Source organism: Gordonia sp. SL306 (assembly GCF_026625785.1).
Lineage (GTDB): Bacteria > Actinomycetota > Actinomycetes > Mycobacteriales > Mycobacteriaceae > Gordonia.
In genome coordinates, this window is sequence record NZ_CP113063.1 from 3,329,786 (window position 1) to 3,353,514 (window position 23,729).

Annotated in this window: 21 protein-coding genes; 12 read left to right on the plus strand and 9 right to left on the minus strand. The window is 64.3% G+C overall.

The features are described 5' to 3' along the window. Positions 1–61: 61 nt before the first annotated feature. The gene (locus OVA31_RS15210) at positions 62–1,372 is read left to right on the plus strand and encodes an NtaA/DmoA family FMN-dependent monooxygenase (RefSeq protein ID WP_267627452.1); all 1,311 of its coding nucleotides are present in this window, start codon (positions 62–64) and stop codon (positions 1,370–1,372) included. Positions 1,373–1,462: 90 nt separating this feature from the next. Next, on the plus strand, positions 1,463–3,289 hold the full coding sequence (locus tag OVA31_RS15215; protein WP_267627453.1) for a flavin-containing monooxygenase: 1,827 nt from the start codon (positions 1,463–1,465) through the stop codon (positions 3,287–3,289). A gap of 100 nt (positions 3,290–3,389) precedes the next feature. On the opposite strand, the gene OVA31_RS15220 is transcribed toward OVA31_RS15215, so the two are convergent. The 6 genes from OVA31_RS15220 to OVA31_RS15245 form a co-directional block, all read right to left on the minus strand. Continuing rightward, positions 3,390–4,184: an IclR family transcriptional regulator gene (locus OVA31_RS15220; RefSeq protein WP_267627454.1), complete on the minus strand. Its 795-nt coding sequence runs from the start codon at positions 4,182–4,184 to the stop codon at positions 3,390–3,392. 89 nt (positions 4,185–4,273) lie between these two features. Continuing rightward, complete coding sequence (locus OVA31_RS15225) at positions 4,274–4,945, minus strand: 3,4-dihydroxy-2-butanone-4-phosphate synthase (protein ID WP_267627455.1); 672 nt, start codon at positions 4,943–4,945, stop codon at positions 4,274–4,276. Between the two features lie 5 nt (positions 4,946–4,950). Then, positions 4,951–5,247, minus strand: a complete 297-nt coding sequence (locus tag OVA31_RS15230; protein WP_267627456.1) for a hypothetical protein — start codon at positions 5,245–5,247, stop codon at positions 4,951–4,953. A 72-nt stretch (positions 5,248–5,319) separates the two neighbouring features. Beyond that, the gene (locus OVA31_RS15235) at positions 5,320–7,749 is read right to left on the minus strand and encodes a CaiB/BaiF CoA transferase family protein (RefSeq protein ID WP_267627457.1); all 2,430 of its coding nucleotides are present in this window, start codon (positions 7,747–7,749) and stop codon (positions 5,320–5,322) included. A 61-nt stretch (positions 7,750–7,810) separates the two neighbouring features. Then, positions 7,811–8,791 (minus strand): enoyl-CoA hydratase/isomerase family protein, encoded by a 981-nt coding sequence (locus OVA31_RS15240; protein WP_267627458.1) that lies wholly within the window; start codon positions 8,789–8,791, stop codon positions 7,811–7,813. A gap of 382 nt (positions 8,792–9,173) precedes the next feature. After that, entirely contained in the window at positions 9,174–10,001 is an 828-nt protein-coding gene (locus tag OVA31_RS15245) for a TetR/AcrR family transcriptional regulator (RefSeq protein WP_267627459.1), read from the minus strand. 611 nt (positions 10,002–10,612) lie between these two features. On the opposite strand from OVA31_RS15245, the gene OVA31_RS15250 reads away from it, so the two are divergent. From OVA31_RS15250 to OVA31_RS15270, 5 genes are all read left to right on the plus strand, one after another. Beyond that, entirely contained in the window at positions 10,613–11,485 is an 873-nt protein-coding gene (locus OVA31_RS15250; protein WP_267627460.1) for an SDR family NAD(P)-dependent oxidoreductase, read from the plus strand. A gap of 6 nt (positions 11,486–11,491) precedes the next feature. Continuing rightward, entirely contained in the window at positions 11,492–12,679 is a 1,188-nt protein-coding gene (locus OVA31_RS15255) for an NAD(P)/FAD-dependent oxidoreductase (protein ID WP_267627461.1), read from the plus strand. A 123-nt stretch (positions 12,680–12,802) separates the two neighbouring features. Further along, positions 12,803–12,997 (plus strand): ferredoxin, encoded by a 195-nt coding sequence (locus OVA31_RS15260; RefSeq protein ID WP_267627462.1) that lies wholly within the window; start codon positions 12,803–12,805, stop codon positions 12,995–12,997. Positions 12,998–13,036: 39 nt separating this feature from the next. Further along, positions 13,037–14,269 carry a cytochrome P450 gene (locus OVA31_RS15265; protein ID WP_267627463.1) on the plus strand — a complete coding sequence of 411 codons (1,233 nt, stop codon included), beginning with the start codon at positions 13,037–13,039 and terminating at the stop codon, positions 14,267–14,269. 51 nt (positions 14,270–14,320) lie between these two features. Then, entirely contained in the window at positions 14,321–16,009 is a 1,689-nt protein-coding gene (locus tag OVA31_RS15270) for an FAD-binding protein (RefSeq protein WP_267627464.1), read from the plus strand. 108 nt (positions 16,010–16,117) lie between these two features. On the opposite strand, the gene OVA31_RS15275 is transcribed toward OVA31_RS15270, so the two are convergent. The 3 genes from OVA31_RS15275 to OVA31_RS15285 all read right to left on the minus strand — a co-directional run bounded on the left by OVA31_RS15275 (position 16,118) and on the right by OVA31_RS15285 (position 18,473). Continuing rightward, a complete protein-coding gene (locus OVA31_RS15275) occupies positions 16,118–16,309 on the minus strand; it encodes a ferredoxin (protein WP_420714049.1) in 192 nt (63 codons plus the stop codon). A gap of 76 nt (positions 16,310–16,385) precedes the next feature. Next, entirely contained in the window at positions 16,386–17,222 is an 837-nt protein-coding gene (locus OVA31_RS15280; protein ID WP_164307388.1) for a mycofactocin-coupled SDR family oxidoreductase, read from the minus strand. Positions 17,223–17,276: 54 nt separating this feature from the next. After that, on the minus strand, positions 17,277–18,473 hold the full coding sequence (locus OVA31_RS15285) for a cytochrome P450 (protein WP_267627465.1): 1,197 nt from the start codon (positions 18,471–18,473) through the stop codon (positions 17,277–17,279). Between the two features lie 357 nt (positions 18,474–18,830). On the opposite strand from OVA31_RS15285, the gene OVA31_RS15290 reads away from it, so the two are divergent. The 5 genes from OVA31_RS15290 to OVA31_RS15310 are packed head-to-tail and all read left to right on the plus strand — an operon-like array spanning position 18,831 to position 23,721. Beyond that, on the plus strand, positions 18,831–19,598 hold the full coding sequence (locus OVA31_RS15290) for an MlaE family ABC transporter permease (protein ID WP_267631552.1): 768 nt from the start codon (positions 18,831–18,833) through the stop codon (positions 19,596–19,598). After that, entirely contained in the window at positions 19,599–20,489 is an 891-nt protein-coding gene (locus OVA31_RS15295) for an MlaE family ABC transporter permease (RefSeq protein WP_267627466.1), read from the plus strand. It begins immediately after the preceding gene. A 9-nt stretch (positions 20,490–20,498) separates the two neighbouring features. Beyond that, complete coding sequence (locus tag OVA31_RS15300) at positions 20,499–21,656, plus strand: MCE family protein (RefSeq protein WP_267627467.1); 1,158 nt, start codon at positions 20,499–20,501, stop codon at positions 21,654–21,656. Beyond that, positions 21,653–22,672 (plus strand): MCE family protein, encoded by a 1,020-nt coding sequence (locus OVA31_RS15305; protein ID WP_267627468.1) that lies wholly within the window; start codon positions 21,653–21,655, stop codon positions 22,670–22,672. The genes OVA31_RS15300 and OVA31_RS15305 overlap by 4 nt, the downstream gene beginning before the upstream one ends. Then, positions 22,672–23,721 (plus strand): MCE family protein, encoded by a 1,050-nt coding sequence (locus OVA31_RS15310; protein WP_267627469.1) that lies wholly within the window; start codon positions 22,672–22,674, stop codon positions 23,719–23,721. The genes OVA31_RS15305 and OVA31_RS15310 overlap by 1 nt, the downstream gene beginning before the upstream one ends. The last annotated feature ends 8 nt before the right edge of the window (positions 23,722–23,729 follow it).

Sequence of the window (23,729 nt, forward strand, 5' to 3'; positions counted from 1 at the left end):
GGCACTCGCACAATTCCCACGTTCGAAGCTCGATCTGGACAAAGTCGAAGACGGAGAGCAGATGTCCAACCAACGTTATCTACACCTGAACCTGGTCGGCAACGAGATCAATCACCACCAGGGCGCACCCGCGTACGAGCGCGACCACGGCAGCGGCCCGAGCCGGCGCAACGCCTATCTTCCGATCCTGGAGATGGGCCGGCTCGCCGAGGAAGGCCTGTGCACGGCCATGTTCCTCGGCGACATCGCGGGTACCGCAGGGTCGCCCGCGCCGGATCACGGCCCTCCGGAGCCCATCACCGCGTTCGCGGCGCTCGCCTGCCAGACCCGATACCTCGGCCTCATCGCCACCGCCTCGACGTCGTTCTACGACCCGTACAACCTCGCCCGGCTCCTCGGCTCACTCGATCAGATCTCCAACGGCCGCGCCGGCTTCAACGCGGTCACCAGCGTCAGTGAGGAATGGGCGCTGAACTACAGCAAGGAAAGCCATCCGGACCGCAAGACCCGCTACCAGATCGCCGACGAGTTCCTCGATGTGGTGACCGGCCTCTGGGAGAACCGCGAACTGCGGTTCGATCCCGACGGCATCAGGCGCTTCTATGCCGATCCGATCAACCACCAGGGCAAGAACTATCAGGTCCTCGGCCCCCTCAACGTTGCGCCGAGCCCGCAGGGCCGCCCGCTGATCGCGCAGGCCGGGGGTTCTGGCCCGGGTATCAAGGTCGCGGCCAAGCATGCAGAGATGGTGTTCACGAATGCGAACACGCGTGAGCAGGCGGCCGAATACCGGGCGCAGCTCGACCAGGCACTGGCCGAGGCCGGCCGCGCGCAGGGTACCGTCCCGGCGATCCCCGGTCTGATCCCGTATCTCGGCCGGACGCTCGCCGAGGCCGAGGAGAAGCAGCGCGAGCTCGATCAGCATGTGGACTACGAGCTGTACGCGCCGTTCGCGCTGGTCCAGTTCGGGCTGGAGTACACGTTCGACAGCATCGATGATCCGTTCCCGCTCGACCAGCTCCCGAAGCCGGAGGACGTCCAGGACACCATCAAGAGCACCTACGGCAACTACGTCGGCCTCTACACCTGGATCACCGAGCATCCCGGTGCCACGGTGCGCGACGTGACCGCTCACTCGTTGGCCAGGGGCGGTGCGCAGCACCGTAAGTTCATCGGTTCCTACGACGATTTCGTCGAGGATCTGGCGACCTGGCACGCGGACGGTCACGTCGGTGGTTTCAACCTGATGTTCCCCACGGGGGTGATCGACATCCGTGAGTTCGTCGACGAGGTGGTTCCCCGTCTGATCGACCGGGGCATCTATCGAGGACGGCCCGACTCGCGTCCACTTCGTGAGCGATTCAGCGCGTGAGCATCCGGCGCGACATGGAGGCTCACAGCCAGTGATCACGTTTCGCGGCAACACCTTCGGTCAGATTCTCTCGAAAGAGGTGAGTACGAGATGACGCTCCCCGAACAGGCCCCGGGGCCGCAGCCAGAGGCCTATGACCCGGAATGGGTACGCGAGAAGTACGCGTACGAACGCGCCAAGCGGCTGCGGTCGGACGCTGTCGGACAGTTCATCGAGGTGACTGCCGAGTTCTCGCACTACGCGGATGATCCCTACACGGAGTTCGTCGAGCGCGACCCCGTCGATGACGAGGTGCAGGTCCTCGTCATCGGCGCCGGGCTGGGCAGTCTGATCGCGGCTGTCCGGTTGCGGGAGGCCGGATTCGACGACATCCGAATCGTCGACAAGGCGGGTGACGTCGGTGGCACCTGGTACTGGAACCGCTATCCGGGCGCCCAGTGCGACATCGAGTCGTACATCTACATGCCCATGCTCGAAGAGCTGGACTACATTCCCGAGCGCCGGTACGCATTCGGCCCGGAGATCCGCAAACACTGTGTGGGGATCGCCGAACACTACGATCTCTATCGCAATTCGCTCCTGCAGACCGCTGTGACGGAGATGGTATGGGACGACAGCGCACGGAAGTGGACGGTGACGACGGATCGGGGGGACCGGATCAGAGCGACCATCGTTCTGGTCTCGCCCGGGCCGCTGAGCAGGCCGAAGCTGCCCGGTATCCCCGGCATCAACTCTTTCGGAGGACACACCTTCCACACGAGTCGCTGGGACTACTCGTACACCGGCGGTGACGAGACCGGCGGTCTGGATCGTCTGCGCGACAAGCGCGTCGGGATCGTCGGCACCGGAGCCACCGCACTGCAATGCATTCCGCATCTCGGAGAGTGGGCCGGCACGCTGTACGTGTTCCAGCGGACGCCTGCCGCGGTCGACGTCCGGGGCGACCGGCCGACCGATCCGGAATGGGCGGCGAGCCTGCAACCGGGATGGCAACGCGAACGAATGGAGAACTTCACGCAGGTGACCGGCGGTATGGGCGCCGACGACGATCTCGTCGGCGATGGGTGGACGCAGGTCGCTCTCGAGCTGACCGGTCCCGCCGTGATGAAGGAGATGGAGCGTCGCGGCACCGCCATGTCGATGGAGGAGATCGCCGATTTCCTGTTCGAGGAGGACTTCAAGTCGATGGAGCGTGTGCGTCGCCGCATCGAATCCGTCGTCGAGGACCGGGAGACTGCCGAACGGCTGTTGCCCTGGTACAAGCGACAATGCAAGCGCCTCAGCTTCCACGATGCCTACCTGCAGACCTTCAATCGGGACAACGTCGAGTTGGTGGACACCGACGGCCGCGGATTGAACCGGCTGACCCGCGACGGCGTGGTGGTCGACGACGTCGAATACAAGGTCGACGCCTTGATCTTCGCCACCGGGTTCGAGGTGGCGACGAATTACACGAGGCGGGCAGGATTCGACATCACCGGTCGTGGTGGAACCCGTCTCAGTGACAAGTGGGCCAAGGGGCCGCGCACATTCCACGGACTGCAATCGCACGACTTTCCCAATTGCTTCTTCCTGGGATACACGCAGACGGGGATCGCGCCCAACTACGTGCACACCGCCGAGGAGCGGGCGCGTCATGTCGCGTACATCCTCAAGGAGTGGGCGAATCAGGGGGGCGAGCTGGTGGAGGCCGACCAGGAGGCCGAGGACGAATGGGTGCAGACCATGGCCGAGAGCACGGTGATGGGCAAGCAGTTCTTCGCCGACTGCACACCGAGCTATCTGGATTCGGAAGGTGACACCGAGAACCCCGACAGCCTGCTGTCCGCCGGATACGGGGGCGGTCCGGTCGCCTTCTTCGAGATCCTGGAGAAGTGGCGTGCCGCGGGGACCATGGAGGGTGTGACGGTCGAATGATCTCGTGGGCGCCCGGTGGTGGCAGGCTTCCGTAAGCCACCACCGGGCACCCGTGCACGCGGGGAACCTGTTGCGTGACGGCAGTCCGGGAGCAGTCAGGTCAGGAGAAGCGGCTGCCGTGAATGAGTTTGTCGGAGATTGTCCTTGCCGCACGGAGCACCATCGGGGCGAGTGGCTCGAGCGGGCTTGCGTGGCGCGTGACGATGGAGATCGCACCGACGGGTCCGTCGGCGTTGCGTACGGCCGCGCCCACGCACGCCAGATGTCCGAAACATTCGCCACGCTCGGTGGCCAGACCGTTCCGTGCGCGGATCCGGGCGAGTTCCTGGTGCAGCACGACGATGTCACTGATGCTGTAATCGGTACGGCCACTTCGGATCATGCTGGAGTACTGATTGTCGACGTATTCGGGAGACAGGTTGGCCAGGATTGCCTTGCCTGCTGCGGTGCAATGCGCGGGAGCTCGGCCACCGACCTGGGAAGGGACACGATGGCCGTTTCGTCCACCGAACATGTCGAGATAGTAGATCTCCGAGCCGGCCAGAGACGCGAGATGGACGTACAAGCCGGTACGAAGCGCCAACGCCTGCAGGGTGTCCGAAGCCGCCGAACGTAATTCGTGCTGGGCGAGTTCGCGTCCCCCGAGCGTGAGCGCGAGGCTGCCGAGGCTGTAGTGGGTCTTGGCGTGGATGAGCCAGCGACACTGCACGAGCTGATCCAGGATCCGGTGTGCCGTCGATCGCGGCAGGCCGGTGTGCTGGGTCACTTCATCGAGAGTGAGCCGGGCCAGCGGCCGGTCGAATGCCTCCATGATCAGCGTCATCCGCTCGACCATCGACAGAGGCAAGGCGTTCTGCACGTTCACCGCGCAGTCGTCGGTCAGCAATGCGGTCATGTTGCACCATCCAAAGTGATCGGCCCAGGGTGCCTGGGGTTCGCATGTGTGAATTTTGCAGTGAGGTGACGAGATGACTACCGGCGTCGTCAGCCGGCCCGAGAACCGCGCACGTGCCCGGCCGCGCAGTAGCCGATGATCTGCAGATGATGACGGGCAGCGAACACCTGCGCCTCGGCTCTGTCGAGCAGACCGTCGGAGCGGCGGCCGGTTCCGACCAGGGTGGCGAACACCGCCGCCACCGAACCGGCACACTCGGTCAGTCCCAGTGCAAGACCGGCGAGTTCGTGCCACGGAGGGCTCACGGCGACACGAACGGGGAGGACATGACCTGGGCGCGTGAAGTCGCTCGGCACGCAATCACGCCGTCCCAGGGTGTTGATGGTCTGTGTCCGGTCCGTGGCCGAGATGCCGGTACCGGTGGCCGCCGCGGCGTCCACCCCGACGCACTGCTGGGAGGACCGCCGGTCGACCGTGGGGGCGACGGGTGGCAGCTGCAGGCGGTCGCAGCGCGCATCGCGGAGCGCCACCTGCAGGAATCCAGAGGTGTGGCGGACGAGGAACGCGGTTTGCTCGGTGGTCAGGCGATCGGCGGCGCACACCAGATCGTAACGGGGTGAGACGCTGACATCATCGCAGATCATCACCATCTCGCCGCGCCGGAGCCGTGACACCGCTTCCTGCGCCGAGGCGCAATCACCGTGTTCCTGAAGGGAATCACCAAAGTCCATCCCGAGATCGAGGAGAGAGCCGGCACTCATCGGGATCAATCCGATGCCGGTAGTGGCGACGCGGCCTTGATGGTCAACGACGTCCCGTCGATGGCAAGTGTGCCGTTGCCTGGCTTGGTGCAGAGCAGTTCGACGTCTCCACCGTCGGTGCAATACCGCTTGCCGAGTTGCGTGGCACCCGTTCGCGGAGGTTCGCCCGCGGTGGCCGGGGGAGTCTCGCTCATCGGTGCACCTCCGCAAGTAAGATCGAGATCGATGTCGCCCCAGCGGATCACGACGACGGAGGTGGTGTCGACGGTGCTGAAGAGTGCCTTGCCGGGTGAGGGTTTCATCTGGTGTGCCTTTCTGTTCGGTTGGCTGCATGCGGTGGAACGGTGGGACCGTCGATTCGTCCGCGTCCGCTGCTAGAAGGACAGCGTCTGCCCGATGATCTTCTCGTGCTCCAAACGCTCGATATCGCTCTCTGACAGTCCGAGTCCGGACAGGATCTCGACGTTGTGCTCGCCGAGCAGCGGGGCTGCTCTGACGGTGAACTCACCCGGCCCGGCAGAGAACGTCAGAGGCAACGTGCTGTGCGAGGCTGTCCCGTTCACAGAATGCTCGACCTGTGCGAAGAACCCGCGCGATTGCAACTGCGGCAACTCGGCCTGTCGGTGCGGCTGCATCACCTTGCCGACGGGAACGTCGACGCTCCACAGTCTGTCGACGATGTCGTCATCGTCGAGGCCCCTGCACCATTGGGCAAGGTGCTCGTCGATGAGATCGTGCTGTTGCCGACGGCCCTGGGCGGTCAGCAGTGCGGGGTCCATGGCCCACTCGGGAGATCCCAGTGCGGATCGGAGTGAGAGCCACTGCTCGTCGGTCTCGACCGCGATGGCGACCCAGCGATCGTCGCGCCCGAACTCGTCGAGGCCCGCTGCCTGATAGAGGTTCTGCGGTGCCGCAGTCGGTCCCCGGTTTCCGTCTCGGGTCAGCAGATTTCCGTACGCCGAGTGTTCGACCACCTGCTCGGCGGTGACATTGAGCGCTGCGTCGATCATGCTCGCCTCGACGAGCGTGCCCTTGCCGGTCTTACGGCGATGTTCGAGCGCAATCAACAGCCCGAGCAGCGCATGGACTCCCGCATTCGGATCCCCGATGGAATAGGGCTCGACGGGATTCTGGTCGGGATGTCCGGTGAGCCAGGTGAGGCCGGCCGCGTCCTCGATGACATAGGCGAAGGCCGCCTTGTCACGCCACGGTCCGTCGAGCCCGAAACCGGGCATGCGGACCATGATGATGTCCGGGCGCAGTTCTCTGACGGAGTCGTAGTCCATGCCGATCTGGTCGAGCACCCGCGGAGTGTAGTTCTCCACCAGCACATCACACGTCTTGACCAGCTCTCGGAGCAGCTCCTGCCCCTGCTCGGTCTGGATGTTGATCGTCACGCTCTTCTTGTTCGTGTTCAGTCCGGAGAAGATCGGCGACTTCTCCCACCAGAGTTCGTCGGTCATCGGCACTCCGGCGATCATCCGGGTGCCGTCCGGGCGTGAGGTCGACTCCAGGTGGATCACCTCGGCCCCGAGCATGGCGAGTACGTGTGTGCACGAGGGGCCCGCCCAGAAGGCGGTCATGTCGAGAACTCGGACGCCCTCGAAGGGAAGTGCGGACGCGCCACCTCGGGCTCTGCCTTCCACCGTGGACCGATCATCTGCCTGCGCGACTTGCGCGCGGTACGCGTCGGTGTGCTCTCCCAGCGTCGGCGCGTTGTCCGGTTGAGGGAGTGCGAAGGCGCTCATCCGGTACGGGTGACCGGGCTGGCTGAAGCCTTTCGAGGGGTTCTTGATGAACGAGCCGCGATCGTCGTGGTGGGGCATACCGGTGACGTTCGCGCCGTTCGCCACCGGGGAGTTCGGTATCCGGAAAGCGGTGGCCTGCTCGCACACCTCGTCCACGGTCCGGGCACGAATCCATTCGTAGATCTCCGGGGCGACCTTCGCCGCTGTCTCGGTGATGGCCAGTGGGTTGTCCCGGTCGATCCATTCGGGATGGCCGACGAGTACGCAGAGGTCGAACCACTGCTGGGCGGTGGCAACCCCGACCGCCACCATCCCGTCGGATGCCTGCGACACACCGGGGACGAAAACCGATCGTTCTGATCGGAACGGCCGGTCGCGCAGTTCGAGGAAGGTCACCGGGTGGTAGGTCAGACCTTGGATCTGGGTCTCGAGCATCGACAGGTCGATCAGATCTCCCTGTGCGGAGTCGGCGCGTCTGCGCAGTGCCGTGAGGGTCCCCGCTGCGGCGTATGCGCCGGCGAACCACTCGCCGATCCGGCCGCCGACATGGACCGGGGCGCGATCCGGTGCCCCACGCCCGAGTCCGACGATACCGCCTGACCAGGCTTGCAGAGTGAATTCCGTTGCCGCCCTGTCGCTCCATGGCCCCTCGAGGCCGAAGGGGGTGATCGCGGTGACCACCAGGTGCGGATGGGCGGATCGGATCGCGTCCGGTCCGAAGCCGCGACGACCCGCGAAACGTGATTCGCGAGACCACACCACGGCGTCGGCGCGAGCAAGCACGCCGTTCAGCGTCTCGAGATCCGCCTCGCTGTCGGGATCGACCACCACACTCCGCTTCGAGCAGGCGAGGTGGGTGAATAGCGCACCGTCGGAACCCGGCTCCACGGAAGCACCCGAGGCCGACCAACCGCGCAGCGGATCACCCTCGGGTGGCTCGATCTTCACGACCTCTGCGCCGCCGTCGGCGAGCACTTTCGTGCAGTAGGCGCCGGCGATCCCGGCCGACAGATCGACGACGACGTACTCGTCGAGGGGGAGATGCGTGGTGGACATCGCGGTAGCTGACCTTCCGGGTTCGAGCGGGTATATGCCGGGTTGGGGAGCGACGGTGTGTTCAATCGGCCCGTCGTCGGCCCGACTTGCTCAACCTGAAGTCGGGTGGGAAGAGATCGTCGTTGTCCTTCACCGCGTTGTTGATGCCGCCCGACACCGTGTCCTCGTCCAGGACGAGGTCGTGTGCGTCCGGATGTGCATATCCGCCAAGGGATTCGAACAATCCGGTCAACATGCTGCCCAGGTACTCGCCCTGGGACTGCTTCATCATCTCGAAGAACATCTTCTGCATGAAGACGGTGTCGGTGGGTCGCGTGCGCGCACATGCCAGCGCGTACTTGTCGGTCTCGGCCTCTAGCTGGTCGCGAGGGACCACCCGATTGGCGAAGTTGCAGTCGTACATCTCCTGGGCCGTGAACGGTCTGCCGGTGAAGACCATCTCTTGGAATCGGCGAATCCCCATGGTCTGCGCCCAGGTCCACATGCGGGGACCGAAGCCGATGTAGCGGAACGCCGGGTGTCCGAACAGCGTGTCGTCAGAGGAGATGAGCAGGTCGGCGTCGGCAGCCTGATAGAAATGCCATCCGTAGCAGTAGCCCTTTGCCTCGACGATGCTGATCTTCTTGAACTCCTGCAGGCTGCGGCAGCCTGCCGCGGAGTTCGCGTACCACTGGGTCAGCGTGGCGCCGTGGCGGAAGGAGCCGGGCGGCGGGAAGTTGATCGCGGACTCGTCGTCGACGCGGAGTTCGCGCATCCGGGCCAGATTGGTGGAGTCTGCTTCCATCTCCATGGCCTCGGGGATGTCCGCACCCGAACCGAGGTTGGAGCCGACGCCGCGGATGACCACGACCTTGACATCGTCGTCGACGTTCGCGCGATGCAGGAGATCCGCGTAACGCAGTCGGGCATCCGCCGTCGGTGCGTTGAGATGATCCGGACGGTTGAACGTGATGGTCGCGATCTTTGTCGCCGGATTCTTGTCATAGAGAATGATCTCTTCAGCCGAGGGACGTTCATTCTGAATGGTCGATGCGTCGGTCATGCTGACACCCCTCCTGTCGCCCATGAATGCGCATCCTTACTCTTCGAATAACGTCGAAGAATGGATAATCGCTCACGGTTGAATGTGGTGGTCGAATATCATCTGTTGTGCGCACTGAATTGACCGGCTGGCTGTCGGACCCGAACTGAGGTCCCGATCCTGCCGAGGTCGGATGAACGCGAAGGTCCTGTGTCGGCCCTCGCACCCATGAGAGCCAGTGAACCGCATCACACGCAATAAGTCAATCAATCGATTGACTTAGTCGAAGTAAGTATCGCCTGCGCAGGTCGCCGGATCGATGTCGACCCGCGGTCGGGGTGGAGCCGGGTGGCCGAACTCGATGCGCCGACCGGATGGACGGGCGTTCGCTGCCCTGGAGATCTCAGACCGGGGTGACGGGCGCGGTCCATATTCCGACCAGCGCATCGACCAGCCCGGTCGCCATCTCGGACCAGGTCGCGCGGATCAGCGGCAGACCGTCGGCGAGTGCCCGCTCGCGCTGTGCGCACATCTGGATGATGAGGAACATGGCGCAATCGGTGCGCTCGGGCAGTACCTGGGTGGGGAAGAAGGGCAGGCATTTCAGGAGGCCGTCGACCGTCTGCTGCAGTGACGGCGATTCGCGCCAGGACTCTTCGAGCAAGATGTCGCTCAGCTCCGGATCGGAGATGAGTTGAGCGCCGAACCTCGCGAACCAGGTGGGAGAACCGAGTTCATCGAACCGGTTGGTGATGGGACGAACCTGACATTCGAGCCAGTCGCGGAGCTGATTGGAGCCGCTGATCTGTTCCAGGAGCGCCTCCCGCGAGGGTTCGATCCCCCGGTGGAAGCGGCTGACCAGAGCCCTGATGAGGTCGGTCCGGTTGCCGAAATGGTATCCGACGACGGCGGTGTTTCCCTGCCCGGCGGCTTCGGCGATCTGACGGTTGGAAACCGCATAGATGCCGTTCTCGGCGAACAAGCGCTCCGCGGTGTCGAGGATGAGCTCCTGAGTGGCCTCCTTCTTGCGCCGGCGCGGGGCAGGCTTGTCGGCCTGCCACTCCTCGGACGCGCCGCCCGAGGACTCAGAGGGAATCGTGACCACGTTGGGTGACCTTTCTTGCTCATCGCTTCGCCCGTCCGGGCATGTCGTTTCGGCCACCGTCCCCCCGCGTCCGGAGATGCCGACCGGACTCGGTTCTCGCTCCAAAATTAGGCCAATATCGGTCATGTGTAAAACAGTCGATTTACCGTATGGCCGACGGAACAAGTTTCAGTTGTGCCTCTGAACTGCATTTATATGCATCAGCGGCCGCGCGTCTGGGCCTCGATCGATGGGATGGGTCGGTCGATGTAGAAGATTTGCCGCGTTGGCGGTCTGCTGCACTCCGCCGAGATCGCCGGCCTCGCGTTGTTGCTCGCCACAAACGGGAGGGCCTGACCGCGAAACCGCAGGTGATCGACGGATGGGCGCATGATGCCTGCGGCTGACGCCGTCCCGGCGCCGAATGACTGAGAAGTCCAATTTCAATCAATCGCTTGACAAGTTTGGGGTGCTGCTGCGAGTCTGTCAACACAGTAGTGAGACCCACGACACACTGTGAACATTCCGGATCGCTGTCGGAGACCTTCACCATTCGGCGAATCTGCGGCGCTGCCGCACCGGATAAGCGTTCGAGCGGATCCATCCGTAGTAAGAACATGCACATGTCGTCGCCGTGTGGCGCCGACTGACATTCTTTATCGGCCACGGTCTCTCTGTATGTGAACAATTGACGTAGAAATCCATTCGTGTCTTTTCGCAAATGAACATCACCATCGATTCCGAAGGGTGGCCACATAATGGCCGATGAGTTGTCTGGGAAAGTTGCCATTGTCACCGGCGGGGCGTCGGGGCTGGGGCAGGGCATCGTGGGGAAGTTCGTCGCAGAGGGTGCGCGGGTGGCGATCGCCGATGTCGACGAGGAGGGCGGCGTTGCGCTGGCCTCGGCGTCGGGTGACTCGACCTTCTTCCGTAGGACGGATGTGTCGAACCCCTCCGACGTCGCAGGACTCGTCGACGACGTCGTCGAGAGGTTCGGCCGACTGGACGTGATGGTCAACAATGCCGGCGTCTCGGGCACCATGCATCAGAGTTACCTCGATGACGACCTGGCCGACTTCGATCTCGTGATGGGCGTCAACCTGCGAGGTGTGATGGCGGGGACCAAATACGCCGCGAGGCAGATGGCGACCACGGGCGGTGGGGCGATCGTCAACATCTCGTCGATGGGCGGCATCCAGGCCGGCGCCGCGGTGATGACGTATCGGGCCTCCAAGGCCGCAGTGATCCACTTCTCGAAGTCGGTGGCAATTGATCTGGCGCAGCATGATATTCGGGTGAACTGTATCGCGCCCGGGAGTATCCCTACTCCGCTTCTGGCATCGTCGGCGGCGAAGATGGGTGCCGACGCGGAGACCTTCACCGCGATGGTGCGCTCGATGATGGCTGCGAACCGACCGCTTCAGCGCGAGGGCAGCGCGGAGGACGTCGCCGAGGCGGCGCTGTTCTTCGCGACCGACCGGTCGCGGTACGTGACCGCGACGTTGCTACCCGTGGACGGTGGCACGGTGGCCGGCCCTCCTGCGAAGTCCATGCAGGGCGCCGAAGCGTTGCCGCAGTCCGATGGCGAACCCGCACTCGCCGGCGCCCCCGGGGCAGACGACGCAAGGTGATCTGACATGACGGTCCACACCGACGTTCTCATCGTGGGGGCCTCCGCGGCCGGACTTGCGACTGCAGAGGCACTGCGGCGCGGCGGGTTCGAGGAACGGATCATGCTGATCGGGGCGGAATCGCACGCGCCCTATGATCGGCCCCCGCTGTCGAAGCAGGTTCTGTCGGGGGCATGGTCACCGGACCGGACGCGGCTACGGCCGGCCGACTTCATCGATTCGCTGGCTCTCGACATCGCGCTCGGCGAGACGGCGGTCTCGTTGGATGCCGCATCGCGCACCGTGCAGACCGACCGACGGGCCGTCACCGCCGACCACGTCGTGATCGCCACCGGAGCGAAGCCACGCGGACTTCCGCAGCAGCCGGAGTTGGCGGGGTTGCACTCATTCCGTTCGCTCGCCGACGCCTCGGCGCTGCGAGGCGACCTCCGCGACGCCGACCGGTTGGTGGTGGTCGGTGACGGAGTTCTCGGTGCCGAGCTCGCGGCGACGGCGTGCGGCATGGGGGTCGACGTCACCGTCGTCGGACCGCAGGCCGCGCTGATGGAGTCCCAGCTGGGACCGGTCGTGGCCGGCCTCCTGACAGAACTGCATGCAGCACAGGGTGTTCGGGTCCGTCCGGGCACCCAGGTCGTCGGTTTCGCCGATGCGGACCGGCGAGTGACCGGAGTCCGATCAGCGACCGGCGACACCCTACCCGCCGATGTCGTGGTGGTGGCGATCGGTGCCGTTCCCGCCACGGACTGGCTGTCGGGCAGTGGACTGCACGTCGACGACGGCGTCGTGTGCGATCGATGGTGTCGGGCCGCGGACGGAATTCACGCCGCCGGTGACGTCGCACGGATCCGAGACGCGACGACCGGAACGTCCTATCGCCGGGAGAACCGGACCAACGCGACCGAACAGGGCATCGCGGTGGCGGCGGACATCCTCGGGATCTCGGCGCCTGCCACCCCGATTCCGTACTTCTGGTCCGATCAGTTCGGGACGAAGATCCAGGTCGACGGATCAATCCCCCGCGACGCCGAGATGTCGGTTCTCGACGGGGATCCGGCGGCCGGACGGTTCGTCGCGAGCTTCCAGCGTGACGGCGTGGTGACCGGGATTCTCGGTTGGAACATGCCGAAGCAATCCCGACGACATCGCGGCCGGATCGGGATCGCGATGTCCGATGTGGAGCAGGGCGTCGCGTGAGCAGAACACATACGGCGCCGACAACCGTGTCCATCGCCACCGGAACAGCCCCGTGTCGTCGCGAGTGGTCTCGGGCGACGGCATCACGTTCGCCGGCGAGCGACACCCAGGTAGGAGAAACCGATGAAGATCACGATCGACCAGGACAAATGCATAGCTTCGGGCCAGTGCGTGGCTGCGGCATCCGACGTCTTCGATCAGCGAGACGAAGACGGTATCGCTTTCCTCGTCAACGATGACCCGCCAGAGGACGAAGCCGCCGACGTCCGGCACGCCGCTGCCGTATGTCCCGCGTTGGCGATTCTCGTCGAAGACTGACAACTTCCAGCACAGCCGACACACGAAGGATCACATCTGATGTCAGACACGGCCACCGAACTACGCAACGAGACCGCGCCGCATTTCCCGATGGACCGGGACACGCGGTGTCCCTTCGCCCCGCCGGAAGGCACTCGAGTCCTTCGGGAGAAGAATCCGGTGAGTCGTGTCGAGATCTGGGACGGCTCCAAGCCGTGGCTGGTCACAGGTCACGAGCAGCAGAAGGCTCTGCTCAACGATCCGCGGATCAGCGTGGACGAGACACTCCCGGGGTTCCCGCACTGGAACGAGGGCATGGCGGCCAACGTCTCGATGCGGCCCAAATCGGTGTTCAACTCGGACGGAGAGGTGCACGCCCACTTTCGCCGGATGATGACCCGGGCCTTCACTTTCAAGCGGGTGACCGCCCTGCGACCGTTCATCCAACAGACCACCGACGAACTCATCGACGCGATGCTCGACGGTCCGAAGCCGGGCGATCTGGTCACCGCGCTCGCGTTGCCACTCCCGTCGATCGTCATCTCTCAGATGCTCGGCGTGCCGTATGAGAATCACGCCTTCTTCCAGGAGAACTCGGTGAAGAGCGTGGACCGGTACGCGACGCCGGACGACAACATGCAGGCGTTCGCGGCAATGTTCATGTTCATGAACGAACTCGTCGAGCAGAAGATGACCGACCCGACCGACGACGTCCTGAGCGACTTCGCCAGACGGGCCAAGGACGGTGAGATCGAGCCGGCCGAGGCCGCGCAGATGGGCCTCGGCATGCTCATCGCCGGACATGAGACGAGTGCCAACATGATCGCACTGGGTACTCTTGCACTGCTGGACAATCCGGATCAGCTCACGTTGCTGCGCGAGTCCGAGGAGCCGGATGTGATCGCGAATGCGGTCGAGGAGTTGATGCGCTACCTGGGCATCATCCACAACGGACAGCGGCGCATCGCCACCGAGGACATCGAGATCTCGGGACAGCAGATCCGCGCCGGCGACGGTGTGATCCTCGAGCTCGGCTCGTCGAACTGGGATCCCGCCGCGTTCCCGGAGCCGGAGAAACTCGACCTGACCCGCTCCGCGCGGCATCACACGGGTTTCGGCTTCGGCCCGCATCAGTGCATCGGACAGCAGCTGGCACGTGTGGAGCTGCAGATCGTCTACAAGACCCTCTTCCGTCGCATTCCGGACCTCCGGGTCGCATGCCCGCGTGACGAGATCGAGTTCAAGTCGGACCGTCTCGCATACGGCGTCTACGCGCTACCCATGACGTGGTAGACCCCGGCGCACCGAGAACCGCTGAGTCTGCGAGCTGAATGAGGTACTGCAATGCGTGAGTGGGACTACGAGACCGACTTCCTCGTGATCGGATCGGGAGGTGGCCTGGTGGGGGCGCTACGCGCGTCTGCCCTGGGCATGGACGTCCTGGTCGCCGAGAAGTCCGAGATGATCGGCGGATCGACGGGAATGTCCGGAGGCGTGATCTGGCTCCCGGACAACCCGCTGATGGCGCGCGACGGTGCCACGGATTCGTTCGCGGAGGCGACGGCGTACTTCGATTCCGTGGTCGGGACGGCCGCGGAGTCCAGTCCGGCGGCGTCGGACGCACGGCGCCGGACATATCTGTTGGCCGGCAACAAGATGTTCTCCTTTCTCGAGAGTGAGGGCGTCCCGTTCCTCAGGATCGATGGGTACAGCGACTACTACGCGGGAGTCCGCGGTGTGGTGGGTGGCAAGGCCCGGTCGCGGTCGGTCGAGACGCCCGCCTTCGATCTCAAGCAGCTCGGGGAATGGGCCGAGCGCCTGCGCCCACCCGTTGCCGGCAACATGACGATGTACACCGGGGAGGCGGCGTATGCCTCGAATCTCCTCACCCGCAAGGGTATGTCGGTGATGACGCGGGTCATGGCGCGGACCGCGCTTGGCCGCCTGCGCGGCAGGAAGAACGTGACCAACGGTGCGGCCCTGATCGGCTATCTGCTCAAGGCGCTGCTCGACCGTGGCGTCCCGGTATGGCCGGAGACCGCACTCGTCGAGTTGATCGTCGAAGACGGTGAGGTCCGTGGAGCCGTGGTGGACCGAAACGGTACGAGCGTCCGAGTTCGTGCCCGCGCAGGTGTGTTGATCTCGGCCGGCGGGTTCGCGCACAACGGCGTGATGCGGGACGAATTCTCCGGCGGCCAGCCCGGCCGGCCGGAATGGACCAGTGCGAATCCCGGGGACACGGGTGAGGCGCTCCAGATCGCGATGAAGCACGGGGCGGCCACCGACATGATGGACGAGGCATGGTGGCTGCCGTCTTGGTTGATGCCCGACGGCGTGCCGTCGATGTGCATCAGCGAACGGAGCAAGCCGCACTCGATCATGGTCGATGCCAAGGGGAACCGCTACTTCAACGAGGCGATCGCGTACCAGGAAGCCGGCCAGTGCATGTTCGAGCACGAGCGGACCGTCGGTGGGGCCCTGCCGACCTGGCTGATCGTCGATTCACGGCACCGCTCGCGGTACGTCTTCGGCTTCGCACCCCCGGGCCGGACTCCCAAGGACTGGATCGCCAGTGGGGCCATGAAGAAGGCAGATTCCCTCGAGGACCTCGCCGCGCAGTGCGGCATCGATCCGGCGGGGCTCGTCGCAACGGTCGATCGGTTCAACGGCTTCGCGGAATCCGGTGTGGACGAGGACTTTCATCGCGGCGAAGGTGACCACGAGAAGTATCAGGGTGACATCACGCACAAACCGAACGCCTGCCTCGGGTCGGTGGCCAAGGGCCCGTTCTACGCCGTCCCGATGTACCCGGGCGACATCGGGACCAACGGTGGACTGCTCTGCGACGAGAATGCGCGAGTTCTGACCGACGATGGGCGGCCCATCTCCGGGCTCTATGCCGCGGGCAACTGTACGGCTTCGGTGATGGGGCGGAAGTACCTGGGCGCCGGTGCGACCATCGGGCCGTCGGTGGTGTTCTCCTATGTGGCGGCCGACGACGCGGCGAACCGGATCGAGTCGCCTCGGTCGTAGCAGACGTTGCCGTACAGCAGAACTCAGTCCCCGGACGGAAATCCTGTCCGGGGACTGTGGCTGTGGGCCGGTGCCTGATCTGAGCGGTAATGGTGTCGATACCTGGGGCTAATCCTCGAGAGAGATGGCCCGGCGCGGGCATTGACGTACCGCGTCGCGGACCTCCTCCTCGATCTCCGGGGTCACGGTGTCACGGAGCAGGTGAAGGTTGTCGTCGTCGTCGAGATCGAAGACCTCGGGCGCGGCACCCACGCAGAGGCCGTTGCTCTCACAGACGCCGAAGTTCACGTCGATCTTCATGCTGATCCTCAAAGACTGTGGGCGGGTGCGGTTGCTTGCCACCGAGGGAGGCAAGTAACCGCACCCGCCGCGTCGGCTACTTCAGGCAGGCGCCGGCGTCGACCGGCAGCGTGACGCCGGTGATGTACCGGGCCTCGTCCGAGGCCAGGAACAGGACGGCGTTGCTGATGTCCTCCGGTTCCACCCACGGGACCGGCAACGTGTTCATCATCTGGGACAGCGGAGCGAAGTCGTCTGGGCCGGGGTTCTCCAGATCCGGACGGAACATCTTGTAGGTGGCGTCGTTCATGATCATCGCGGTGTTGACCTGGGTCGGGTGGACCGAGTTCACACGGATGTTGTTCTGCGCCAGCTCGATGGCGAGCGTCCGCATGATCCCGATGACACCGTGCTTGGCGGTGACGTAGTGCCCGCAGAACGGGTAGGACTTGAGGCCGCCCACCGAACTGGTGAGGACGATCGATCCGCCACGGCCGCCCGCGACGATATGCGGAATCGCAGCTTTCGCGGTGTGCCACACCCCGGTCATGTTGACGTCGATCATGTCCTGCCAGGTCTTGCGGTCCATGTCCTCCAGCGACGATCCCCCGGTGGCGATACCCGCGTTGGCGGCCACGATGTCGAGGCGCCCGAGCTGGTCGACACCGGTCTGGACGGCCTGGGTCAGTGCGTCGAGGTCACGGACGTCGACCTTGGCGGTCACCACCCGACGATCGTGCGCCTTCACGAGCTCGGCGGTCTCCGCCAGGTCGTCTTCGGTGGCCAGATCGAACGGCACACCGTCGATGGGTTCGCACACATCGATCGCGATGATGTCTGCGCCCTCGGCAGCCAGACGTACGGCGTGGGTGCGGCCCTGGCCGCGTCCGGCGCCGGTGATGAAGGCGACCTTGCCGTCTACTCTTCCGGTCATTGAGATTTCTCCTTCTCGATGGTGACGTGCCCGGCCTCTGTCGGGCGGATGGGATCAGAACGTGGACGGCAGTGTGTCCCAACCACGAACCGTCGAGGTCGGTGACAGCGATGCCTGCGAGAGATCGACGTCCCACTCCGGGAACCGCTTGAGGATCTCCTCGATCGCGATGCGTCCCTCGAGACGTGCCAGGGCGGAGCCGAGGCAGAAGTGGGTTCCGACGCTGAAGGTCAGGTGCTGCTTGGTCTTCCGGTGGATGTCGAAGGCGTCGCCGTTCGGGAACTGACGGTCGTCGCGGTTGGCCGAGGCGATGAGCATCATCATCACACTGCCTTCCGGCACCGTCTGCCCGTGGAACTCGACGTCGCGGGTCACGTAACGGGCGACGTGCGGCGCCGGTGCCTCGAACCGCAGGAGTTCTTCGATGGCGTTGGGAATGAGATCGGGATTCTCGACGAGTTCACGCCGCTGGTCGGGGTGCTCTGCCAGGACCTTGCCCGCCCAGCCGATGAGTCTGGTGGTGGTCTCGTTGCCCGCACCGGAGACCACGTTGACGTAGGTCAGCAGTTCGTCGCGGCTCAGTTTCCGGACCGTGCCCGTCTCGTCTTCGAACTCCACGTTGAGCAATTCCGTCATGATGTCGTCGGAGGGATGCTCGGCGCGCCAATCGATGTAGGCGCCGAAGATGTCACCGGAGACCATTCCTTCCTCGGCCGCCTTCATCGGCTTGCCCTCTTCGGTACGCATCTGGTCATTGGCGAAGTCGCGGATCGCCTCCTGGTCTTCCTCCGGGATGCCGAGCAGCATGCCGATGACCTTCATGGGCATCTGCGCGCCGAGGTCTTTGACGAAGTCGAACTTGCCGGTCCCCACCAGAGGGTCGAGCGATGCCGCACAGAACTCCCGGACCTGTGGTTCGAGAGCGAAGATCTTGCGGGGGGTGAACATCCGGGCGAGCAGCTTGCGGTGGATGTCGTGAATGGGGGGATCCTCGAAGATCAGCACCCCCGGCGGGATGTCGATGTTGGCCTTGATCAATTCGAGGATCGCCCCGCGGCTGGAGCTGAATGTCTCGTAGTCGTTGAGGGCGGCGGTGACGTCCTCATGCCTGCTCAGGGCGTAGAAGTCATGCTCGGAGTTGTAATAGAGCGGCGCCTCTTCGCGAAGAGCTTTGAACATCGGATACGGGTCGGCATTGAGCTTGACGTCATACGGGTCGTACCGGACGTCGCTTGTCGTACTGCTCGTCACTGGGGATGGCCTCTCGCGCGGACTGCTTGCGGATCTGAACAGCGTCGATCGCGGCTGTGCGACCGGCACCTCGGGCCAGTCTGGGGTAGGCGGCATCCGTGAACAACCGTGATCTCACTGAGCGAGAGTAGGGCTCGCGAAGCCAAGAGCGTGTGGCACGCTTCCGAGATGTCAACGCGCGCCACAGATCTGGCGTGCAGGTCCGAGGTCGCAGATGACCATGGCGATTCCCATCGATGAGAATCACGTTCTCCGGAGGGGTTGAGGGAAGATGAACATGCGAATGCCCGCGGCGTCGGTGAGTACGTACCGGTGACCCCGGCACATGGCACCCGCGGCGCACCCGCGGTCAGCGGGATGCTGGCCCGCTACTCGGCCGCTCCCCTGAAAGCGGTTGGCGGACTGTTCATGATGGGGGCGGATGCGGCGGGGTTCGCCTTCCGCCGGCCGTTTCAGGGGCGCGAGTTCATCGAGCAGTCCTGGTTTGTCGCCCGGGTGTCGCTGATGCCGACCGTTCTGGTGGCCATACCGTTCACGGTGCTCGTGAGCTTCACCCTCAACATCCTGCTTCGCGAACTCGGAGCCGCGGATCTCAGCGGTGCGGGCGCCGCATTCGGCTCCGTCACCCAGGTTGGCCCCATGGTCACCGTGCTGATCGTGGCCGGAGCGGGCGCCACCGCGATGTGCGCGGACCTGGGTTCGCGCACGATCCGGGAAGAGATCGAGGCGATGGAGGTTCTCGGCATCAATCCGGTGCAACGACTCGTCACTCCTCGAGTGCTCGCATCCGGGCTCGTCGCGTTGCTGCTCAACAGTCTGGTCTGCCTGATCGGTGTCGGCGGCGGCTATGTCTTCTCGGTCTTCGTACAGGGGGTAAACCCTGGCGCGTTCGCCGCCGGGATCACCTTGTTGACCGGTATGCCCGAGGTGATCATCTCATCGGTGAAGGCACTCGTGTTCGGGCTGATCGCCGGCGTGGTCGCCTGCTATCGCGGGCTGATCGTCTCCGGCGGGGCCAAATCCGTCGGCAACGCGGTGAACGAGACCGTGGTGTATGCGTTCATGGCGCTGTTCGTGGTCAACGTCGTGATCACCGCCATCGGTGTCCAATTGACGGCGAGGTGAATGGTCTTGTCGCTCATATCATCACCGAAACTCGCACGCCATGGGTCGAGTCCGAGCGTGATTCATCCCCGGCTGCGCCGTGAGATCGGCCGTCCGGTGGGCGCGCTCGGCCGAATCGGCGATCATGCGATCTTTTATGCCCGCGCGTTACGCAGTGTGCCGCACGCGGCCTTCCACTACCGTCGCGAGACGATCCGGCTCATCGCCGAGACCAGCATGGGCGCAGGGAACCTTGCGCTCATCGGTGGCACCGTGGTCATCGTCGGATTCCTCACGCTCGCAACCGGTAGCACGCTCGCGGTACAGGGATACAGCACTCTCGGCGACATCGGCATCGAAGCGTTGACCGGGTTCCTGTCGGCGTTCATCAACGTGCGAATCGCGGCGCCGGTGGTCGTGGGTATCGGTCTGGCGGCCACGTTCGGTGCGGGCGCGACGGCCCAACTCGGAGCCATGCGGATCAGCGAGGAGATCGATGCCCTCGAATCGCTTGGCATCAATCCGGTCGCTTACGTCGTCGGCACACGGATCGCTGCCGGCATGGTCGTGATCGCTCCGCTCTATGCGATCGCACTGATCGCTTCGTTCGCGGCGTGCCGGTTCACCACCGTGATGCTGCTCGGCCAGTCGTCCGGTCTGTATGCACACTACTTCTCGACGTTCCTCAATCCGCTGGACCTCGTCTGGTCGTTTGTGCAGGCCTTCGTGATGGCGTTGCTGATCTTGCTGATCCACACGCACTTCGGGTTCTTCGCGAGCGGTGGGCCGGCAGGCGTCGGGGTGGCGGTCGGCGACGCGGTCCGTACCTCACTGGTTGCCGTGGTGACAGTGACACTGCTGGTGGCGCTGGCCATCTACGGCTCCAACGGAAACTTCAATCTATCGGGCTGAGGCGGGACATTGTCTAAGGGAGTCGTCCGGCCGCTGGCCGGTGCGGGGATGCTGTTGGTCATCATCGCGTTGGTCGTCGTCGCCGCGATGATGTTCGCCGGTGTGACCCAGCAATCCGCAACCGTCACGATGACTGCACCCCGAGCGGGATTGGTGATGGATCCCGATGCGAAGGTGCAGATGCGGGGGATCACGGTCGGCCGGGTGTCGAAGATCGACTACAACCAGGTGGACAGCGCGAAGCTGACGTTGGAGATCGCCCCCGACCAGCTCGCGAGGATCCCCGGCAATGTCGGTGCTCGGATCGCCGCGCCAACCGTGTTCGGCGCCAAGGGGGTCGAGTTGGTGGTCCCCGACGATCCCACGGGGCGGTTGCACGACAACCAGGTGCTGAACGCGAAGGCCGTGGAGGTCGAGGTCAACACCGTGTTCGGTGAGCTCACCGAGGTGCTGGCACAGATTCGGCCTGCGGAGCTCAACGCGGCGCTCAGTGCGATCTCGACCGGGTTGAGCGGTCACGGAGAACAGTTCGGTCAGATGCTCACCGATCTGAACGGTTTCATGCGCCAGACGAATTCGGCCATTCCCGCCCTCCGTTCGCTTCTCGATGATGCCCCGGCGATGATGCGGGTGTACGCCGATACAAGCCGGCCATTGCTCGGTGCGGTGAAACACACGAGCGACATCAGTGACACCCTCGTGGCCGAGCAGGGCAACCTCGACGCATTCCTGACCAGTGTGATCGGGCTGTCCAACACCGGCAACCGTGTCCTGGGCGACAATCGCCAGAGCCTGGCGAAAGCGCTGAAGTTGCTCGTTCCCACGACCGCCCTCACCGATGAGTACAACGAGGCGATCACCTGCGCAATGGAGGGTTTCGGCAGCCTGGCGTATTCGCCGCCGTCCGACGTACCCGGATTGGGGCTTTCCGCGAACTTCCTCTGGGGTGCCGAGACATACGATCCGAAGACCAACAAGCCCAAGGTCTCCGCTTCGGGCGGCCCTCAGTGTTCGGTGTTGCCGGTGAAGTTCCAGCAGCGGCCGCCGTACGTCGTGACGGACACCGGTGCCAATCCCTATGCCAAGGGTCGAAAGTCGTTGGAACTGAATGTGAAGAGTCTGCAGCAGGCATTGTTCGGTCCGCTCCCGGATGGAGCGCCGCGGTGAGAACGAGAATCCATTCGACGACGATCAAGTTCGCTGCGTTCACGACCGTGATGGTGTTCGTCGCGGCGTTCCTGTTGCTGGTGTTCAGCGATCACCAGTCCGGCGACACGACCCGGTACAACGCGGTATTCACCGACGTCTCCGGACTGAGATCCGGCGACACGGTGCGGATCGCCGGTGTGCGCGTTGGCAGTGTGCACGCCGTCGACCTCGGGTCCGACAACAAGGTCCGCGTGACGTTCGACGTCGACAGCTCGATCGGGCTACCCACCGGCAGTGGTGCCGCGGTGCGCTATCTCAACCTCGTCGGAGATCGGTACCTGGAGGTCACCGAGGGTTCAGGGGCGGTGATGCACGGTGGCGGTGTGATTCCGTCGACGCGGACCAAGCCTGCTCTCGATCTCGACGTCTTGCTCGGGGGCCTCAAACCCGTCATCGCCGGATTGGAACCCAAACAGGTGAACGCTCTGAGCTCGTCGATTCTCGATGTGCTGCAGGGCCAGAGCGGGACGGTTCGTTCCCTCTTCGAGGGAAGTTCGTCGCTGTTCACCACGTTGGGGCGAAATGTCGGGGTCATCGAGCAGGTGATCGATCAGCTGAAGAAGGTCATGGTCACCCTCGACGGCAATCGGACCCGCTTCGCCGAAGCCATCGACCGACTGGACACCGTGATCGGTGACCTTGCCAGGGATCGCGATCCGATCGGTGCGGCGATCACCGCCCTCGACAACGGGACCGCCACGGTGTCGAACCTGTTGACGCAGGCACGGCCGCCGCTGTCCGGCTCGATCGACCAACTATCCAGGCTGGCACCGAATCTCACTCACGACATGCCGACGTTGGAGAAGGCGATTCAGCGTTCGCCCGAGAATTTCCGCAAGTTGGTGCGGACCGGAACATACGGCAACTTCATCCAGTACTACGTCTGCGCGGTGAGCGTCCGGGTCTCGGATCCGTCGGGCAAGGTCGTCACGTTGCCCTGGATCGAGCAGACGAAGGGGAGGTGTTCGGGCTGATGTTGCGTTATCGCGGCGCGGGCCTGATCAGGTCGGGCTTTGTGGGGTTGGCGCTGATCGTCTTGCTGGTCATGGCCGGACTGAACATGGCCAAGTTCGCCACCTGGTTCACGTCGGTCACCTATGAGGCTGATTTCGACGAGGCAGCAGGCCTGGCAGGCGGGGCGGACGTGATGGTGTCGGGCGCCCGGGTGGGTTCGGTCACCGATGTGAAGTTGGAGCAGGGTAGGGCAAGGGTGACGTTCACCGTCGACCAGTCCACCCGCCTCGGCGAGACCACAACCGTGCAGATCAGGACGGGATCGCTGCTGGGCCAACGCATTCTGACAGTCGCACCCTCGGGTTCCGGCACCATCGGTCCCACCGAGGTGATCCCGGTGTCGCGAACCTCATCGCCATACTCACTCAACGAGGCGGTCGACGATCTCACCACCAACTCCAAGGGCATCGACACGACGTCGCTGAACAAATCGCTGAATGTGTTGTCGACGACGATGAACGACGTGGCGCCGGATCTGGCTCCGACGCTCGACGGACTCGCCGAGATGTCGCGCGGCATCAACTCTCGCAACGAGGCCCTCCGCACATTGCTGTCGACCACCAGCGATGTCACCTCGGTGATCGGGTCGCGCGCCAATCGCATCAACTCGCTCATACTCAACGCGAACATGCTTCTCGACGTTCTGGTCGATCGACGTCAGCAGATCTCGTCGTTGCTCGTGAACACCGCGGCGGTGTCGCGGGAACTCACGAACCTGGTGGCCGACAACGAGAAACAACTGCAGCCGACACTGACGTCACTGAACTCGGTCCTGGCCATGCTGGAGCGGAATCGGGATGACGTCGGGAAGGCCATCTCCGGGTATGTCAAGGTGTCCCAGACCCAAGGCGAGGCGGTGTCGAGTGGCCCCTTCTACCAGGCGTACGTTGCCAACCTGCTGCCCGGTCCACTCCTTCAACCCTTCATCGACAGGGCTTTCGGCGTGCACCCGGAAGCGAAGTTCCCGTTGCCGGGAGCACAGTTCCCGCTTCCAGGCGGTGGCCGGTGAAGCGATTG

Bases quoted from the DNA above. Each gene is read 5' to 3' on its own strand.
- OVA31_RS15210 (WP_267627452.1), top strand. From the start codon at position 62: ATGTCCAACCAACGTTATCTACACCTGAACCTGGTCGGCAACGAGATC.
- OVA31_RS15215 (WP_267627453.1), top strand. From the start codon at position 1,463: ATGACGCTCCCCGAACAGGCCCCGGGGCCGCAGCCAGAGGCCTATGAC.
- OVA31_RS15220 (WP_267627454.1), bottom strand. From the start codon at position 4,184: ATGACCGCATTGCTGACCGACGACTGCGCGGTGAACGTGCAGAACGCC.
- OVA31_RS15225 (WP_267627455.1), bottom strand. From the start codon at position 4,945: ATGAGTGCCGGCTCTCTCCTCGATCTCGGGATGGACTTTGGTGATTCC.
- OVA31_RS15230 (WP_267627456.1), bottom strand. From the start codon at position 5,247: ATGAAACCCTCACCCGGCAAGGCACTCTTCAGCACCGTCGACACCACC.
- OVA31_RS15235 (WP_267627457.1), bottom strand. From the start codon at position 7,749: ATGTCCACCACGCATCTCCCCCTCGACGAGTACGTCGTCGTCGATCTG.
- OVA31_RS15240 (WP_267627458.1), bottom strand. From the start codon at position 8,791: ATGACCGACGCATCGACCATTCAGAATGAACGTCCCTCGGCTGAAGAG.
- OVA31_RS15245 (WP_267627459.1), bottom strand. From the start codon at position 10,001: ATGACCGATATTGGCCTAATTTTGGAGCGAGAACCGAGTCCGGTCGGC.
- OVA31_RS15250 (WP_267627460.1), top strand. From the start codon at position 10,613: ATGGCCGATGAGTTGTCTGGGAAAGTTGCCATTGTCACCGGCGGGGCG.
- OVA31_RS15255 (WP_267627461.1), top strand. From the start codon at position 11,492: ATGACGGTCCACACCGACGTTCTCATCGTGGGGGCCTCCGCGGCCGGA.
- OVA31_RS15260 (WP_267627462.1), top strand. From the start codon at position 12,803: ATGAAGATCACGATCGACCAGGACAAATGCATAGCTTCGGGCCAGTGC.
- OVA31_RS15265 (WP_267627463.1), top strand. From the start codon at position 13,037: ATGTCAGACACGGCCACCGAACTACGCAACGAGACCGCGCCGCATTTC.
- OVA31_RS15270 (WP_267627464.1), top strand. From the start codon at position 14,321: ATGCGTGAGTGGGACTACGAGACCGACTTCCTCGTGATCGGATCGGGA.
- OVA31_RS15275 (WP_420714049.1), bottom strand. From the start codon at position 16,309: ATGAAGATCGACGTGAACTTCGGCGTCTGTGAGAGCAACGGCCTCTGC.
- OVA31_RS15280 (WP_164307388.1), bottom strand. From the start codon at position 17,222: ATGACCGGAAGAGTAGACGGCAAGGTCGCCTTCATCACCGGCGCCGGA.
- OVA31_RS15290 (WP_267631552.1), top strand. From the start codon at position 18,831: ATGCTGGCCCGCTACTCGGCCGCTCCCCTGAAAGCGGTTGGCGGACTG.
- OVA31_RS15295 (WP_267627466.1), top strand. From the start codon at position 19,599: ATGGTCTTGTCGCTCATATCATCACCGAAACTCGCACGCCATGGGTCG.
- OVA31_RS15310 (WP_267627469.1), top strand. From the start codon at position 22,672: ATGTTGCGTTATCGCGGCGCGGGCCTGATCAGGTCGGGCTTTGTGGGG.